The sequence below is a fragment of the Bradyrhizobium erythrophlei genome, assembly GCF_900142985.1.
GTDB lineage: Bacteria > Pseudomonadota > Alphaproteobacteria > Rhizobiales > Xanthobacteraceae > Bradyrhizobium > Bradyrhizobium erythrophlei_B.
The window spans coordinates 2,652,101-2,669,152 of record NZ_LT670849.1 but is presented as its reverse complement, the minus strand read 5'-3'; the positions used below and the strand labels follow the sequence as shown (position 1 = coordinate 2,669,152).

Here is a 17,052-nt window from a genome sequence, read left to right as displayed (position 1 = left end):
ATGCCGGGCCAGCGGTTAGCGAATGTCAAATCCACGCCGCTAGTAGCGATAGTTCGTCAAACCGCCGACATCCGTCAATGGCGGCCGCAGCAGCGTTAAGACCAGGTTTCGGCCGATCGGTCGGTCGCACCACCGGTTTACGACCTTTTATCCATTCTATTCTAGGTTTCAGGCTACCGGGACTCCATAGCGAGGCCCGGCTTCGCAATGGCGACAGGGAGTCCGGGGTGAGGTTCTTGAAAGGTTTCAGGCCGCAATTTGCGCTGCCAAAGCTGCTTACCCTGCGCTTCCGTGGAAAAATCAGTCTCGGCTTCGCCGTTGTGCTCGCGATTTCGGCCGCCAGCATGGGCGTTGCCTATCTCGGGTTTGGGCGCGTTTCGGACGGCGTTGCGGCCTATCGGGCCAGCGTGTCCGAATCCGACCTCGCCCAGAATATCGATCGCGAACTTCTCTCCTATCGGGCGCTGGCCCGCTATTTCGTGGCGACCGGCAAGGAAGACGATGCCAAGGCGGCTTTGGCGGCGGAGGTCGCGCTGAAGGACGCCATCGATCAATCGATGAAGAGCACGACCAATCCGGCCCGCGTCAACCAGGTGACGCGCCTGGCCCGTGAATTCCATGCCTTTACCAAGATCTTCGCCGACGTCTTGAAGTCGAAGCGTGACAGCGAGCTCGTCAGTCAGAACCAGTTGATGCGCAGCGGCAACCTGCTGCGCTACAAGCTCGACGACCTGCCGAGCGGTGTCGAAGATGACTCCACACTGGCCGCGGTCACCCTGGCCAGCAAGAAGGTCGCCGCGCAATTCCAGACCGCGGCGGCGCTCGCCAACACATTCCAGGTCAATTCCGATCAATCGGTCGCTGCAAGTGCGGTGGCACGTCTGAAATTTGTCGAAACGGCTTTGCAGGCCATTCCTGCCGGCGAACCCAAGGTCGCGCAGTCCATCAAGGATGCCGCCGTCCAGCTTGAAGAATACCGCAAGGCACTGACCAAGCTCATCGAGAATGCGAAGGAAGTGGACGAGCTCTCGATCGAGATGGCCGATTCCACGACCGCGATCCTGAAGGCTTCGAACGCCATGAAGGCGGATCTGCTCGCCGACCAGCAGCGGCTAGATGCCGAGTCGAGCGCTACCATCAGCGAGACGCAGCATCTGATCATCATGCTTGCGATCGGGGGCTTCGTGCTGGGCGTGGTGTGGGCTTTCCTGCTGGGCGCGGGAATCTCCCGGCCGATGATCGCAATGTGCAAGGCGATGCGTGAACTCGCCGGTGGCAAGTTCGACGTCGTGCTGCCGGGGCTTGGCCGCAAGGACGAGCTGGGCGAAATGGCCGCAGCCGTCGAAGAATTCAAGATTCAGGCCGTCGCCAAGGCGGAACGCGATGCCGCCACGCTTGATAGCCAGAACAAGGCCGCCGCGGCGGGCCGCCGCGCCGAGCTCATTCGTTTTGCCGACGACTTCGAAACAACCGTCGGCAGTATTGTCGCCAATGTTTCGGCGTCCGCGCACCAACTTGAGGCGTCCGCGGGAACGCTGACCCGCACCGCCGAGAGCACCCAGGATCTCTCGGGCCAGGCAGCGGGCGCCTCGGAGCATGCTTCCAGCAACATGCAATCGATTGCCTCGGCCACGGAAGAACTCTCGGCGTCCGTCGACGAAATCGGCAGGCAAGCCCAGGAATCCAACCGGATCGCGGAAGCCGCCGTGCTCCAGGCCCAACAGACCGATGGCCGTATCGGCAAACTGTCGCGCGCCGCGCAGGAAATCGGCGATGTCGTGAAGCTGATCACCGCGATCGCCGAACAGACCAACCTGCTGGCGCTCAACGCCACTATCGAAGCGGCCCGCGCGGGTGACGCCGGTCGTGGATTTGCCGTTGTCGCGTCCGAGGTCAAGTCACTGGCCAGCCAGACGGCCAAAGCGACCGACGAAATCTCCAGCCATATCACCGGCATGCAGGGCGCGACCGAGGAGTCGGTTGCCGCCATCAAGGAAATCGGCGGCACCATCGGTCAGATCTCGAGCATCGCCTCGACGATTGCAAGCGCCGTCAAGGAGCAAAGCACGGCCACGCAGGAAATCGCGCGCAGTGTTCAAAACGTCGCCGAGGGAACCAGCGAGGCCGCCGTGAACATCATGGAGGTCAACCGGGGCGCCGCGGAAACCGGCTCCGCTTCGGCTAACGTTCTGGACGCCGCACGGTCGCTGTCGTCCGAAAGCGCGCGGTTGCGCGAGGAGCTCGACCGCTTCATGGCCAACATTCGCGCGGCCTGATCGCGAAACACTGACGGCGCAGTCTGCACCGCTATCGCCACCTGGATCTGACGGTGCGAGCGTCGCTCGGACGTTTTGCGTTGCCGGGTCATGTCACAAATCCCTCGCACGCGTCGTCAACGGGCTTGAAATCCATGCGTTTCCTCCGCGCGCAGATGGAACCGGGGTGGGTGTGCGACGTTAACGGTTAAGCTGGTGGTCCTTCGCCTAGCCCTTGAAGAGAGCTTCGCTTTCCCGCAATCGCTGATTGGTAGCGCTAGTACCGCCTATTTGGAAGTTCCTGCACCACGAGCGGCGAACTAGATCCAGGAACGTCAAATAGCAAAGCGGTACTAGAATCATAGGTTGGCTGGTGCCCATGACTTTCCGAAGCTCGTGAAAAGTGGGTGCTGAGACGGTGCACGAACTTCGGAAAGTGGGCACTCGATGGGTTTGCAGCGACGGCAGGGCGATCTGGATGTTGCACGCGAACCTGCGGCTGCCGTCGATCGTGGCCAAACCTTTGATCGTGACATCGTCGAGACCAGCATCCCCTTCCGCCTCGATGCCTTGCGGTGGAGCGGCTTTCATACCCGCGTCGTCCTGGCACTCGGGATCACCTGGGTTCTCGATGGGCTCGAGGTCACGCTGGCGGGCGCGCTGTCGGGCGCGTTGAAGCAAAGCCCGGTGCTGCATTTTTCGAACTTCGAGGTCGGCCTCGCCAACAGCGCTTATCTGGCCGGCGCGGTGATCGGCGCCTTCGGCTTCGGCTGGTTGACCGATCGCATCGGCCGCAAGAAGTTGTTCTTCATCACGCTTGCGACGTATCTCGCCGCAACCGCGGCCACCGCGCTGTCGTGGAGCGTTGCGAGTTATGCGCTGTTTCGCTTCCTGACCGGCGCGGGTATCGGCGGCGAATACACCGCCATCAATTCCACGATCCAGGAGTTGATACCTTCGCGCTATCGCGGATGGACCGACCTGATCATCAACGGCAGCTTCTGGCTCGGCGCCGCGCTCGGCGCCATCAGCGCCATCGTGTTGCTCGATCCCAACTGGATCGACGTCGATCTCGGCTGGCGGCTCGCTTATCTCACCGGCGCCTGTCTCGGCCTGGTCGTGTTCGTGATGCGGATCTGGATTCCGGAAAGCCCGCGCTGGCTGATCATTCACCGCCGTCCGGATCAAGCCAATGCCATCATGCGCGACATCGAGCATTCCGTCACCGGACACACCCAGGAACGGCCGGCTGCTGCCGAAGACGCGCCTTCGCTTGCCCGGCCAAAGTTGCGGCTACGCATGCGCGACTACACCCCGCTATCGGAGGTCGCGCATACGCTGTTCAAGGTCTATCGCGACCGCTCGCTGGTTGGGCTGGTGCTGATGATCGCCCAAGCGTTTTTCTACAACGCGATCTTTTTTACCTTCGCGCTGGTATTGAGCGACTTTTACGGGATACCGGCCGATCAGGTTGGCTGGTATATCCTTCCATTCGCGGCCGGCAATTTCTTGGGCCCCCTGGTGCTCGGCCGCTTGTTCGACACGCTCGGGCGCCGTCCGATGATCGCGCTGACCTATGGCGTTTCCGGTATCCTGCTCGCGCTCTCGGGCTACCTGTTCGAGATCGGAGCATTGAGCGCCAAGACCCAGACCGTCGCATGGATGGTGATCTTCTTCTTTGCTTCTCCTGCCGCAAGTGCTGCCTATCTTACCGTGAGTGAGAATTTTCCACTGGAGGTGCGTGCCTTGGCCATTGCCTTGTTCTATGCGATCGGCACCGCGATTGGCGGCGTCGCCGGCCCTATCCTGTTGGGGGCGCTGATCGATACCGGCTCGCGCAGCAGCGTCTTTGCGGGTTATTTGCTTGGCTCCGTCTTGATGCTGATCGCCGCCGCCGTCGGCTGGCGCTATGCGGTGGCGGCCGAACGGCGTTCGTTGGAATCGGTCGCGCAGCCGCTGGCGTCCGTGGAGTAATCTCGATGATTGAAAGTCTCGCAAGCCGTGTGATCCCTGCGCGCGAAGAAGCCTGGCCGGTGGAGGGCGCTTCGCTGGACCTGATTGCGGAAAAGCTTGCGAAGTGTCTCGACGCGTGCGCCATCCTGCTCGATATCGATGGCACGCTCCTCGACCTCGCGCGGACGCCGCGCGAGGTGTGGGTCCCACCGGGACTGGCGGCGACGCTGCGTACCTTGCACGAGCGGACGAACGGCGCGCTCGCGCTGGTCAGCGGGCGTTCGCTCAACGACATCGACCTGATCTTCGCACCGGAGCGGTTTCCGGCGATTGGCGGGCACGGCGCCGAAATGCGGCTTTCGATCGGCAGCGAAGCCGTTGCCACCCACGCGCCGCCGATGGATCAGGAATTGAAACGCCGCCTTGCGGCGATTGCGCGGTTGAGCCCCGGCATTCTGCTGGAAGACAAAGGCTACTCGCTCGCGCTGCATTATCGTTTAGCGCCGCATGCGGAGAAAGCGATCTACGAGGCGGTGTCGTTGATCAGGGCCGATCTGCCGAATGCGCCGATCGAGGTTTTGCCCGGAAAATGCGTCTGCGAAATCAAGCCGTCAGGTTTCGACAAGGCGACTGGCGTACGAGAGTTGATGAGTCACGAGCCGTTCCTGGGCCGCCGTCCGGTTTTCATCGGCGACGACGTCACCGATGAATCGGTGTTCGCAGCAATGCCCGGTCTCGGCGGGATTGCTTTTTCGGTTGGCCGACACGCGCAGGGCGTGGCCGGTCAATTCGATGAGCCGAGCCATGTCAGGGCCTGGCTCCTGCGCCTCGTCAATTACGGCAAGGCTTCGGCGGCGTCGTGAATCGATGGAATATGTCGTTTAGAGCGCTTAATCGGGCGTGAACGAATTTTGACGCAGGCCCGCCGAATCCGGACGCTGCATCGCCTGAATTCGGTTTCAATTCATAGGAAAAGTGACCAGGAACCATATTGATGAACGGTTGTTAACACGCGAGCGAAGCATCAGGAGGGGAACCCGGTGAGCCTCGTCGTCGTCTCAAATCGCATTACGCGCGGCAACGCCAACGAGCCGATTACCGGCGGTTTGGCGGCCGCATTGCTCCCGATTGTGGAAAAATCAGGCGCGATTTGGGTCGGTTCCAGCGGCCGCGTTCGCGATGGCGTGCAGAAGGAACCTTTTGCTGAAGTCGAGGCGCTCGGCGCAGGCGCGCTCGCGATGCTCGATCTGCCGGCGGCGCACTATGGCGGCTATTACGAGGGCTTTGCCAACTCGGCTTTGTGGCCGGCGCTGCATTCGCGCGCCGATCTGATCCGCGTGTCGCAGGGCGATTATCTCTCGTACCGCGAAGTCAACGCGTTCATGGCGCGGGCACTGCTGCGGTTCCGTAAACCTGACACCACGTTCTGGATTCAGGATTATCATTTTCTGGCGCTGGGCGCGGAATTGCGCGACCTCGGCGTCAACCAGCCGATCGGCTTCTTCCTGCATACGCCGTGGGCTCCGCGGGATGTCATCGAAGGCGTTCCGCATCATCGCGAACTGGTTGAAGCCATGCTGGCCTATGACCTCATCGGCTTCCAGACCGAGGACGATTGCGAAAATTTCTCCAACTATCTCTCGTCCACCCTCGACCTCATGGTTGAGGACGGCGTGGTGATGTCACAGCACGGAACGACCCGCATTGCGGTGTTTCCGATCGGTATCGATGTCGAAAAATTTACCCGTCAGGCAGCAAAGGCGGTATCGCATCCCGACGTATCGCGCCTGCGCCGCAGCCTGAATGGCGAGAAGCTTGCGATCGGCGTCGACCGGCTCGATTATTCCAAGGGGCTCGTCAACCGCATCAAGGCGTTCGACCGCATGTGGACGGCGCACCCGTCGCTGGCGCGCACCGTGTCGCTGTTGCAGATCGCAACGCCTTCGCGCGGCGCGATCGAAGCTTACGGCAATCTGCAAAACGAGCTTGCGAAACTCGTGAGCGACGTCAACGGCCTTCATGGCGAGGTCGACTGGACGCCGATCCGCTATCTCAACAAGGGCTTCAGCCAGACGGTGCTCGCCGGCTTCTATCGCACCGCCCAGGTTGGCGTCGTGACGCCGCTGCATGACGGGATGAATCTGGTGGCGAAGGAATACGTCGCCGCGCAGAATCCGGATGATCCCGGCGTTCTCGTGCTGTCGAAGTTTGCGGGCGCGGCCAACGAACTCGATACGGCTTTGCTGGTCAATCCGCACGATATCGATTGCATGGCACGGACCATTGCGACCGCGCTCTCGATGCCGCTGCTCGAGCGGCGGATGCGCTGGGAGGCGATGATGGCAAAGCTCGAGCGCCGTTCGATCCAGCAATGGTTCTCCAGTTTCGTCGAGGCGTTGCAACAGGCGCGCTCCGAAGGAGAAGCGTTGACGCAGCCGGTCGTGAGGTCGCCGAACTTGCGGCCGCTCCGTTCCGTCAATGCGTGATCGTTGACAGGCGGATCAGGCGGCGGTCACGTCTCAATTGCAGTAAGGTACCTCGTCGAGGGTGACGCAGCGCGCTTTGCTCGGGTCCTCGAGCGGCACCATGCCTTTGCCCTGACCGACGAAAACGCCAGGTCCCACGCGCACAGATGACTTGTTGCCGATGATGACACTCGGGTGCGGCGACGAACGTGATTGGGTGCCGTCGGCCCAGATGATGGCATCGCCCGACCAGACGCCGCGATGCCCGTCGTCGCAAGTCACATCGGTGCCTTCGCGATGACAGCGTTGCTGAGCCTGCGCCGGCACTGCCCAAGCCGCAGCCGACAGGATAACCAGAACCATCGTTGCCTTGTAGGCGGCCATGTCGCGCTTCTCCGTCATTCATGCCTTACGACCTAACAGCCTGACGTCGGCGGTTTTAGGTTCAGATGGATGGAGCCGAAATGCCGGCTATACAAATTATATAGCAATATCAATATCTTGTGGAAATTGCTCCGAAGCCATTCGCGGTCACTTGCAAAAGTCCGCGCGCCCCTTCAAGAGAAGCCTCTTCGGAGAGATGGCCGAGTGGCTTAAGGCGCACGCTTGGAAAGCGTGTGTGCGGGAAACCGTACCGTGGGTTCGAATCCCACTCTCTCCGCCACCAAAAACAAGCTCGCCGTACCAAATGCCGGGAAAACCGCAAAAACCCCACGAGTTTTGCCTGGGTTTTCGCCCCAGAGAATGTGGCGGACAGCATCAGATGCTCTCGATAGGGCCTGGAGAATAGATTTTTCTCCAAGGCCTTTGTACCGCAGTACGAAGTCTGGTCTCCGATTTACTTGATGTAACAACGGATTCCGAACGAGCCATTTTGGATCCCTCTCCCTCAACCAACTAAGTGCATTATAAGCTGAAGGTCATAGGTTCAAATCCTATCCCTGCAACCAAAGAAACATAAGCCACTGAAATCGTCACGATTTCGAGGGCTTTTGTATTTTGGCAACTTTGAACCCCGCAACCAAATGTCGCCGACGAATGGCCACCGCTAATCGTCTCGGCGCCCGCCAAGTTGCGAGTGACCAATCCAGTCTATTAACTTTCGACCTGTTTCACCGAGCAGCGTTGCGTTCTCAATCATGTTGCCGGCGTACACGGTTTGGCAAAGCTCAAGCTATTTCTTCCCGTCCTGATGCGGGGGCCATGCAGCATGAAGTTTGCGCTCGTAAATGCTCAACGTGTTGAAGCCCACCCCGGCGGGAGGGGGATGTGCCCCAATTGCAATGGCGAGGTTATTGCCAAGTGTGGCGCGCACAGAGTCTCGCATTGGGCGCACCGGGGAGTTCGAGATTGCGATTCCTGGGCCGAAAAGGAAACCGAATGGCACCGCGCATGGAAGAACAAATTTCCGGCCGATTGGCAGGAAATTATCCAGTACGATGGGCAATCCGGCGAAAAGCACATTGCTGACGTTCGTACCCCACATGGCCTCGTGATTGAGTTTCAGCATTCGCATCTCGACCCGCTCGAACGGACTAAACGCGAGCGCTTTTACGGAAATATGATTTGGATTGTTGATGGCACCCGCCTGCAGCGGGACTATCCACGGTTTAACAAGGGGAAGGATGATTTCAGGCGCACGCCTATCAACGGATATTTTCTCCTCACTTTCCCTGATCAATGCTTTCCCACGATGTGGCTTGAAAGCTCGATACCGGTCATTTTTGATTTCCGGGGCTTAGATGAAAGCCGAGCACCAGATCCGTTCAGAGACGGGCTTTGGTGTCTCCTTCCGGGGCGTGCGGAGGGAAGTGCTGTGGTTGTTGGAATGTCGCGTGAGCAATTTCTGCAAGTAGCTCCAAGTCGTCCTCGATTGATCGCCGTTCAAGAGTATCTGGACGGTTTGACTCAATGGATTAGGGGGACACGCGCGGCTCCACGGTTTCCAGGAATACCCGGTGGAGGATGGCCTCGCCGACGATTTAAGCGATTTTGAGCGGATCGGATGGCGTCAGCTTACCTCTTGAACCGCAGCCGACCCTTTGCCCGAAACGCCGTTCCCGACATGGGAGCGATGAAAGCGGACTTTGCTGGGCCTACCTTGTCGTAATCGGTGGCGCGAGTGTACCGCCCGGTCTCTTTATATGCTTCCGAACCGCCTTCGCAAATTCATGCATGCCGTGCATCTCAAGATGAGCGGCAATTGATGGCAGCGCATATTCGGCCCCTGCCAGCTCGAGAGCGGCAACAATGATATCGATGAGGCTTTCGATCTGTACCGGCGAAAGGTTGGCATTGCCAGCGTCGCGTAACTTTTCTAATGCGGCCATGACATCGGGTCTTGCGAGGGCTCGGCGTTGTTTCGCCTCGATCTCAGCTAACTTCGTTGGCCGTGTGGCCGACATCTCGACTGCTTGGACAGCTTGAGCCGGCGTCAATTCGGCCTCGATTACCTCACCCTTCGGAGATGTGTATTTCACGCGCGCACCTAGTCCGTTCTTCGCCGCGACCGTGATGATAGCTTCCACGGAGCGCTGCCCTGGTGCCTTCTTGCCTCTTCGATATAGGCGTTTTCTGCCTTCATCAGATTTGGCGCGCCCAAACCATTCTTTTAGGTTTTTTGCAAAAGTCGCCACAGCATTGGCAGCTCCGATAACGACGAGCGCCCCAGCGGCGTAAGGAGCTGCAGCTAATGCGGCATCCGTCAGCGCAACGATGATCGATCCGCTCTGAATACTCTTGATAACCAGAACCCGACCTTCGGTCGCTTCGTTATAGTCCCGTGCCAACGCAACAAAAACGTCACCGAAACCGTCCGCTGGAGGCGGAGTGTCAAAATGAAAGGCTAATACGATTTCATCAGCCATCTGCATTTCTTTCCGGCGGGAAAATTCCTTTTGCGATAGATCATTTTTCTATCCAAAATCGCTTTCTTTTGCGCCGACCTTAGCTAGCCGCTCTATTACGGCAGCAGGGTCGTGGGCTCAGGACTGTTTCTTACTCTCAGCCGAGATAGGAATTTTCCATCTCTCTCGCAGCAATCTCGAGAGGTCGACAGATTCGCCGACCGTAAGATTTGACATTGCATCCGCCAGCTTCGCTAGATCTACTACGGATTTTTCGGCCGGTGAGAAAAAGACCGCCCGTTCTTCCGCGGTGCTCAAATTAAAGCTGGCTATATGATGATCCTTGGCTTCAACGTGACCGGAGCAAAGCTTGAACGGTAGTTCGTCGAAGCCAATTTCGGCCACCACCGCTGAAAAGTCTTTGGCGTAGCAATCTTTGAGCACTTTCATGTTCGTTGACGGAAAGCTATCTTTGAATTTCTCGTTGAAGGGGGGCCTGAAGTAGCGAATGAATGCCGCTTCGAAGAGGCTTACCCGCTCCTTCTCGTCGGTACCGAAAAGCTTATCTAGCCCCGCTTTGATCCGTTCTCTCCCCTGTGTTTTGTCTTCGGCCTTCGGGTTAAAAACGGTTACGACCCGTGTCGCGGGCACCACTTCGAGCAAAATCAATTCGAGACGGTATCCTTCCGGAACGCCCTGCAAGGAGATCTTTTGCAGCGTCTCGTGCTTTCGGAGGCGATCTAAGGCGTTGCGAGAGCCGTCCGAGCCATATGCTTGCCCGATGTACTGGACGTCAAACTTCAAGCAGTCATAAGTCAGCGCCAACTGTTGGAACATCGCGTCTTCAGTCACAAAGCTTCGCTTTCCTTGCTGGTCAAGAAGATACCAAAGGCCGTCTTCGTGCTTCAGCTCAATGCCATCAGGCAGAGGCCAGCTGATCTCATAAGCCTTGCTGAGCACTTCCATTGAAACGAACAGGGTTCGATTGGATTGCCTGGCGCCCACGAAGTCGACTTTCGGCACGGTGCCGATGAGATAGATGTGGCACCGCTCAATGACCGACTTAAGCGGCTTGAGTGCTTCTTCGTCATAGATTGCCGGTGCCGGAAAAAGGGAAAAGCTATCGGCGTACAGATTCAATGCGTGTTCAACGTCGAACTTCTTGTTTTCGAACATTTCGCCCACCCCACCGTGGAATGCCCAACAGCGCAATATACGATAGCTCAACCAATGATCGAGGCTACCTGGAAATACGCCCCTCCCCCAAACCTCAGCGGCTCAAAGAATCGAAACGGCGGGAAAGGGGAAAGCGAACCCTAGCTGGTCTAAGTCCTTATGAGCTGAGAGAAATCACAATCGGCGGCAATCTGTGGGGACGTCTGTTGCGCATCCCCGCAACGAGACGAGCTGGTGATTTATCAGGCGTTTCTAAGGCCGCCCTTTGGGGCGACTTTTCGTGAAATATGAATCGCCACGGAGTCGCCCCAGGGGAGAAATTGCCACAAGCTTGGTGATTGATGCGTAAGGCGTCGCTGCGGCTGCCACTAAAAACGCGAGGTCTTCTGCCGATCGTGGATCCGTTCCTGGCCAAAAGAAATGTGAGGTTTTGATTCCTGCCACGCCAGCCAAGGCAGTCCCGCTGTTAGCGACGAAATATAACCTGGACTTCACAGGTCCGGAAACCGGGGATTTTGCTCGTTTAGCTTTGTCTCTAAGCTCCCGCTCTCGCAGCCTCCAGAAACGGCGGAAAGTCTCCGGCACATGCTCGAAAAATTCCCGTTTTGCGGAGACTATTAGACCTTCGCAGCCCGTGTCGGTCCGATCTCCGCTCGCGACGACGCGAATCAGAAATCCATCACCTAAACTGCGGCGCGAGGGCGAGAATTCGAACCGAATTCATTCAGTAGAGGTGACGGGCGCCGGCGTCATAGTCCGCTGACCTTCCGTTCGGCTTCGGTCGCATCTTCCAACAATTGCAAATTAAGGCTTGGGATCTCTGGCATTGCCTTGCCGGCAATTGCTTGCAAATCACCGACCATGCCGACCGTAGAGTCGAGCACCGACAGAATCTGTGTTTCTCGCTTGGCCCATTGACGTCCCATGAACTTGCGTTCCTTGTCGAGGTCGTCCCGCATATCGTTGAACTTTTCAACGACAGCATCCACACGTTGGCGAAACTTGGTGCCGGTCAGATAGTGATAGACCTGTTCCATCTTCGTTTCCTGGCCCTGCTGGACCAATCGTGAGCTACTCACGTCGATTAATCCTTGGCGGAGGGCCACAGCGACCGGAAGAGCACAACGGGGATGAGCGACCCAAACGCCCTCGACCAGATCAAATTGCTCGACATGCTTAGGTAAGGCCTGAGAGACAATCAGTGCCACATCGGCGCCGGATCGGCGCTGGTCGTCCCGCAGTTTGGCAAGCCATCCATCACTCCAAGCCTTGGTGCGCTTGATCTCCCAGAGAATGATGCCGGCGGGCTGGCCAATCGCGCCGTTCACCTGCTGCATTACGTCTGCACCAAGTTCACCTTTGCCGATCGGGTCGATGGAGTCGGTTGGAAAGCGTCCGCGCAAAAGCTCTTCGAGCTCAAGCTCCAGAACCTCGCCTTGGGCCTGTTGCGATCCTTGCTCTGCCTTGCGCTTCAATTCCTCGATCGTTCGCGTCATCGATTCAATGGTCTGATCTTTTTCGGCCACGCGCAGTCGCGCGGCCTCGTCGGCGTCTTGGCGAGCCTTAACTAGAATTTCGTCGATCGACGCCTGAACCCGCTTTTCAATTGTCAAATCAAACTCGCGCTTTTCTTCGTCCAGAGCGCGTTGCTTTCTCATCACTTCAGCTTGGGCTTGCTGAGCTTCCGCCAATTTGGCGTTATTCACTTCCAGAATCTGGCGTATTTCGGCCAATTCACCGTCGCGCGCGAGCAGTTCCGCGGAAACCGCGTCGCGGGCCTTCTTGCTTTCGCTGGCGATCAATTGACTACGCTCGGCCGACAGCCTTTGGTTGACCTGATCGTCGATAGTCTGGCGCTCTTGTTCGACTTGATCGCGCTCCTTCTGCAATGCCTCAGTCTTGCGATGGACTTCTGCATCCTTTGCAGCAAGCTGCTCTTGGAACCGCTGTTTAGTGGCTGCGAGGAGCGGGGCCGCCAGGGACTCGGTCAAGCGAATTTCGTGATTGCAGTTGGGGCAGCGCAACGTGGGCTCATGATTTGAACCCGTCTCGGTGGCTTGAAAGCTCATGAGTCCTCCGCGAAGCCAGGCTGGGCGTCGCCCGGCCACAAGCCGCTCTAGGTGTGGCAGCGGGTTGGAAAGGTGGCTTTACCCCGGATCTCTCGATCAACGTCGGAAACATTGCCACTTTCCTTTGGTTTTCCACCGAAACCCCAGACTGCACAACGCCATTAGCCACAGACCATGAGATGATTGCCTCAAGATGGCTCAGGGAGGCGGAAAATCGGCGGCGTTGACGCGCAAGCTGCGCCTCTACGTTCCGGGATCTGGCGCGTGCCGATGATGCCTGTAGACTGCGCCACTCCCGCTATATTCGAGCGTAACGATAGTGTCCCTTCACGTTCGCATTAACGAATCCACCCTTTGAAGGGGCCTGCATAAGGTCGTTGTAGATTTGTTGCGGAACGTCGAAATATTGATAAACCGCGCCGCTGTTAAACAGGACCTCAAGCGTGCGGCTGTTCGGGTCGTAGCCGACCTCTGCAATGTTGGTAGAAGTCACTGGATCGCGTTTCACTTCTGCTCTCCTGGTTTTGTCGTTGCGGTAGCAATCGGATCGATATGGACATTGGTTGGCCGAGGATTTTGGCGGCGCCATAGTTCGACAGCTTCAGCATAGTTCGCCGGATCGCGCTTTTGATTCCAGCCTCCCGGACCCTCGTATCCGTCCGCTTCTGAGCCGGAGAGAACTACCTTCGGATCAGAACTATCGGGCCTTCGGTTGGCCCCTGGAGGATTGATGAGCGCGCGGATCGGCAAGTTGACGGCTTCGCCGATAATCACGGCTTCTCCAGTCCGCAGAACGGGAAGCATCGCAAATAGACCGTCGAGATTATCGGAAGCCGCTCCCTTCACATGGCTGCGGTCCTCGGCGTTGGACAGTCGGAGTGCAAACAACGTTCCGCATTGCGAAAGAATAGTCTGGTCTATCTCTGCCGGCCGTTGGCTGACCAGCATCATGCCTATCCCGTATTTGCGTCCCTCCTTGGCAATTTTCTTGACAGCTGCCGACGCGATCTGCTTTTCGTGAAGATACGCGTGTGCTTCCTCGAGCACGACAAGCAACGGTCGTTCTCGACCGCCCTCGGGGATGCTCCGGCTCCAGTAAAGCGCGTCGTAGCAGATACGAAGAACAGCCCCGACGACCTCGGATTGTATCGAAGGAGGTATATTGGACAGATCGAGTATGGTTATTGGGCTGCGATCGCCGAGCCAGTCGGCAAGCAGTGTGTCGAGGTCCTGCTCGGTTTTTCCATCTTCTGCTGGGCAGTAAGGTCCCGGACGCAGCAAGAAATCGAAACGAGGATCCCGAATTTTCGATCCAAGCGCATCGATCTGTCGACTGATCGACAGGGGTGAACGGCTATGCCGGATCTTTTCAGTATCACCTTTAATATCTTTGGCGGCTCGGAACCGAGGAGGAATGCCTCTGATCGGGCTTCCTTCCTGCGCGGCCTTTGTTGTTGCCGGATCGATTTCCAAAGCCCAGGTGGCACGGGATTGAGCCTGGCCGTCACGTTCGAAATGCGTTGATCGCATCTCGCAATGAAGATCAAACCAGAACTTATGAATGCTGAAAGGAATTGGTGTATCGACGCTCAGAGTGTCAGCGCTTACTCCAGGGCGAGCATTGGTCTTTAAGCCGTCGAGCTTCAGAGCGGTAATTTGATCGATAACCGCTCCTCGATCGGCGGAGTTTTCAATCAATCCGAGCGTTATGGGGAGAAGTTCGTCGAGCGTCATCGCCCAGTAGGGAATGTAAAGCGGAAGTTCGCCTTTCCCGAGATCCGGACTAATTCGGAAAATCGCAGCGCGGTCCTGCAAGGCTCTGCCATATTCGCCGTGGATGTCGATAACCAGGATACGAGCCGAAGGATAGCGTCCACGATCAGAAAGCGCGGCCAACAAACCGGCAACCGTTGTAGATTTACCAGAGCCAGTCGTGCCCAGCACTGCACTGTGTCGGGTCACGAGCTTGTCGATTTCGACCAAAGCTGGAATGCTGTTCGCACTCGCAAGCTGACCAACTTGTACGAAGCGATAGTCGTTAGGACGCCCATAGATGGTCTGTAGGTCAGCTTCCGTAACAAGATGGGCGGTGTCGCCGACGGTGGGAAACTGAGAGATGCCCCGGTCAAAACGCGCTCCGGGCTGGCCTTCGCCGACTAACTGGATAGTCATCCACCTATTGCCGTGGATCTCAACCTCGGCCAGACGCTCCGGTACGGCGCTAGCGCCGACTTGCGAAATCACTCCGTAGAGGTTCACGAATCCAAGCGGAATACGTACAAACCCGCCAACCTGTCCAACGCGATAGCTTTGCCCCTCGATGAAGCTCAGTCCGGAGACCGTCTCGCTGCCGAGCTTAACGCGGATGGTCGCACCGCTTACGTCTTCCACAGTGCCTAGCAGGGTAGGGTCTATCCGAGACATGACGGCATACCTGTCTCAGTTCGTTGCGTTCGAGATCGAGCGCAGGAAGTCCCCGAATTTGGCAAAGTCACCAATTTCAAAATGGCAGGGGCGGAGAGCATCGTTGTCGGTGCCCTTAGCCCCTGCGTCAGTAAATACACCGGCGAGCGAGGAAATATCCCGGCCGGGGTTCATGAGCCAACCACCCTGTTGACGGCGAATTATAGCGCCGTCCTTTGCCATCAAGCACAAGTTCGAGTTTTTGACCGCAAGCTCGATGGCGGCAGGGTAGCCGGAAAGCGCACCAAACTGCATCGCGAAGCAGGCGGCTGATGGATTTGACTGGAGGCAATCGACCAAGGCTTCGTTGATGTGTTCATCGCCAAAGGAATATCCGAAAAGGAAGAGCGCTACCGGACGCTCGCCGCGCTTCAGGAAATGTTTGAGACGGTCGGCCATGACGAGGTAGGGCATCCTTCGGCTCTCGTCATACTTCAGATGGGACGGATGGATGAGCAGCTCGTCGCCGATCTCCTCTCGCTCGGTGCGAACGACAGACTTCGATTCCTTGTGAAATCGCCAATTGATAGATCCGTGCAGCTTCCACAAGCGAGTCCATCTTGATGGGATTTCGGAATCTTCAATCGCTTTCTGGTCGAAGAAGGGGCGAGCCGATCCAATAAATCCGTCGAAAAACGGCACCTGGTGATACTCAAGTGCCTCTTCCAGAAGGAGATCGTAGTTAGTCGTAAACAGCTCCATAGAGGTCGTTCGATGACGTCCGATATATTCTGCGAGGCAATGATAGGGAGTTGGGGGAGGTGGAAGAGCTCGAGTAACTCTTGTGCGAATTGTGTTACAGATATGCTTGTCCAGCTTAGTCAGTTCGTCCGCGGCCAACCCCCGGACGCCAGCTTTCCCAGCGACTTTACTGAATTGCCTGACTTGGTTGAGCATCACCTCAACGTTGGGCGCGTCAACCTCGTCTTCCTTGAACAGGCCCAATAGCTTTGCGTAGGAGCCCTTCACGTCCTCATTAACGGTCAATATTCCGTCGATATATGAGGTAAGTCCCCGAATGTCCGGAATAATTGACGAGGATCCGGACCCGGTTTTATCTTTGACCATTACGGCGCAAGGGCACCCGGCGCCAAGGAAGAATCCGATCGGGAGCTTATCAGCAGCAAGCGTCTGTCTCAGTTGCGTCACGCACTGATGGGCGTCGTGCCCGGAAGTCATCGTTTCCGCCCCCAATTTACATCTTGATTCTACAGATTGTGTAACTTTTGTAGCACAACCGTCAAGGTAAGCGTTTGTCTAGTATCGCGCGTCGGCCAACCGACGCTGCCCGGCTAGGCCTAACCACACACGCTAATGGAGTCAGTTGCTCTACAGACTTCTTCGGCATGGCCGTTGCCATGTGTCGATACAATAATAGTCCCACTTTTGGAGCTGCCGTCCGTGGTGATGGTCAGGAGATTTAGGGTAGGGGAGCGAGATGGACTACGCGAAAATTCTAACGACCGGAGTGGGAGCATGGCTCCAATTCGAGTTCGCTTGTGATCGGAGTGGGTTATTCAGCGAGAAGTATCTGACACATCCTATCGGTCAAATATTGAGTTCTCGAACAGGCAACCGAGCCCACGCTGAATATAAGCATCCGATTCTGGCTGCGCTTTCTACCGGGGTTGGTAGAAGGCCTGAGATCGATTTTGCTGTTTGTGACCCGCACCCAACGATTTCGATCGCAGTGGAGTCGAAGTGGGTCGGAACGTCGATTCCATCGGTTCAAAGTATCCTCTGGGATTTGATCCGTCTCGAGCTGCTGGTGCAGGCATCTGGTGCCCGATGCTTCTTTGTCTTGGGGGGAAAACGATCCGCGCTC

The 17,052-nt window shown here is 57.4% G+C and carries 12 protein-coding genes and 1 tRNA gene; 6 read left to right on the top strand and 7 right to left on the bottom strand.

Translation table 11 applies throughout. The annotated features are described in order from the left end of the window. The first annotated feature begins 236 nt into the window (after positions 1-236). From BUA38_RS12290 to BUA38_RS12275, 4 genes are all read left to right on the top strand, one after another. Positions 237-2,276 carry a methyl-accepting chemotaxis protein gene (locus BUA38_RS12290; RefSeq protein WP_072818157.1) on the top strand — a complete coding sequence of 680 codons (2,040 nt, stop codon included), beginning with the start codon at positions 237-239 and terminating at the stop codon, positions 2,274-2,276. A gap of 426 nt (positions 2,277-2,702) precedes the next feature. After that, positions 2,703-4,229 (top strand): MFS transporter, encoded by a 1,527-nt coding sequence (locus tag BUA38_RS12285; RefSeq protein WP_083587565.1) that lies wholly within the window; start codon positions 2,703-2,705, stop codon positions 4,227-4,229. A 5-nt stretch (positions 4,230-4,234) separates the two neighbouring features. After that, positions 4,235-5,071 (top strand): trehalose-phosphatase, encoded by an 837-nt coding sequence (gene otsB, locus BUA38_RS12280; protein WP_083587564.1) that lies wholly within the window; start codon positions 4,235-4,237, stop codon positions 5,069-5,071. A 177-nt stretch (positions 5,072-5,248) separates the two neighbouring features. After that, entirely contained in the window at positions 5,249-6,694 is a 1,446-nt protein-coding gene (locus BUA38_RS12275; protein WP_072818156.1) for a trehalose-6-phosphate synthase, read from the top strand. Positions 6,695-6,727: 33 nt separating this feature from the next. On the opposite strand, the gene BUA38_RS12270 is transcribed toward BUA38_RS12275, so the two are convergent. Then, positions 6,728-7,057, bottom strand: coding sequence for a hypothetical protein (locus BUA38_RS12270; protein WP_425304956.1), 330 nt, complete (start codon positions 7,055-7,057; stop codon positions 6,728-6,730). 190 nt (positions 7,058-7,247) lie between these two features. Between BUA38_RS12270 and BUA38_RS12265 the strand changes: the two genes are divergently transcribed. After that, positions 7,248-7,337, top strand: a tRNA-Ser gene (locus tag BUA38_RS12265). A gap of 528 nt (positions 7,338-7,865) precedes the next feature. Then, positions 7,866-8,669, top strand: coding sequence for a competence protein CoiA (locus tag BUA38_RS12260; protein WP_338076361.1), 804 nt, complete (start codon positions 7,866-7,868; stop codon positions 8,667-8,669). Positions 8,670-8,769: 100 nt separating this feature from the next. Here BUA38_RS12260 and BUA38_RS12255 read toward each other — a convergent pair whose 3' ends face one another. The 6 genes from BUA38_RS12255 to BUA38_RS12230 all read right to left on the bottom strand — a co-directional run bounded on the left by BUA38_RS12255 (position 8,770) and on the right by BUA38_RS12230 (position 16,406). Continuing rightward, on the bottom strand, positions 8,770-9,540 hold the full coding sequence (locus BUA38_RS12255) for a hypothetical protein (protein WP_156898506.1): 771 nt from the start codon (positions 9,538-9,540) through the stop codon (positions 8,770-8,772). A gap of 117 nt (positions 9,541-9,657) precedes the next feature. Next, entirely contained in the window at positions 9,658-10,746 is a 1,089-nt protein-coding gene (locus BUA38_RS12250; protein WP_197685930.1) for a hypothetical protein, read from the bottom strand. A gap of 698 nt (positions 10,747-11,444) precedes the next feature. After that, positions 11,445-12,764: a DUF2130 domain-containing protein gene (locus tag BUA38_RS12245; protein WP_072818152.1), complete on the bottom strand. Its 1,320-nt coding sequence runs from the start codon at positions 12,762-12,764 to the stop codon at positions 11,445-11,447. A 298-nt stretch (positions 12,765-13,062) separates the two neighbouring features. Continuing rightward, on the bottom strand, positions 13,063-13,272 hold the full coding sequence (locus BUA38_RS12240) for a KTSC domain-containing protein (RefSeq protein ID WP_072818151.1): 210 nt from the start codon (positions 13,270-13,272) through the stop codon (positions 13,063-13,065). Continuing rightward, positions 13,269-15,155, bottom strand: a complete 1,887-nt coding sequence (locus BUA38_RS12235; protein WP_197685929.1) for an ATP-binding protein — start codon at positions 15,153-15,155, stop codon at positions 13,269-13,271. The genes BUA38_RS12240 and BUA38_RS12235 overlap by 4 nt, the downstream gene beginning before the upstream one ends. Before the next feature lie 48 nt (positions 15,156-15,203). Further along, positions 15,204-16,406 carry an SIR2 family NAD-dependent protein deacylase gene (locus tag BUA38_RS12230; protein WP_072818149.1) on the bottom strand — a complete coding sequence of 401 codons (1,203 nt, stop codon included), beginning with the start codon at positions 16,404-16,406 and terminating at the stop codon, positions 15,204-15,206. Between the last annotated feature and the right edge of the window lie 646 nt (positions 16,407-17,052).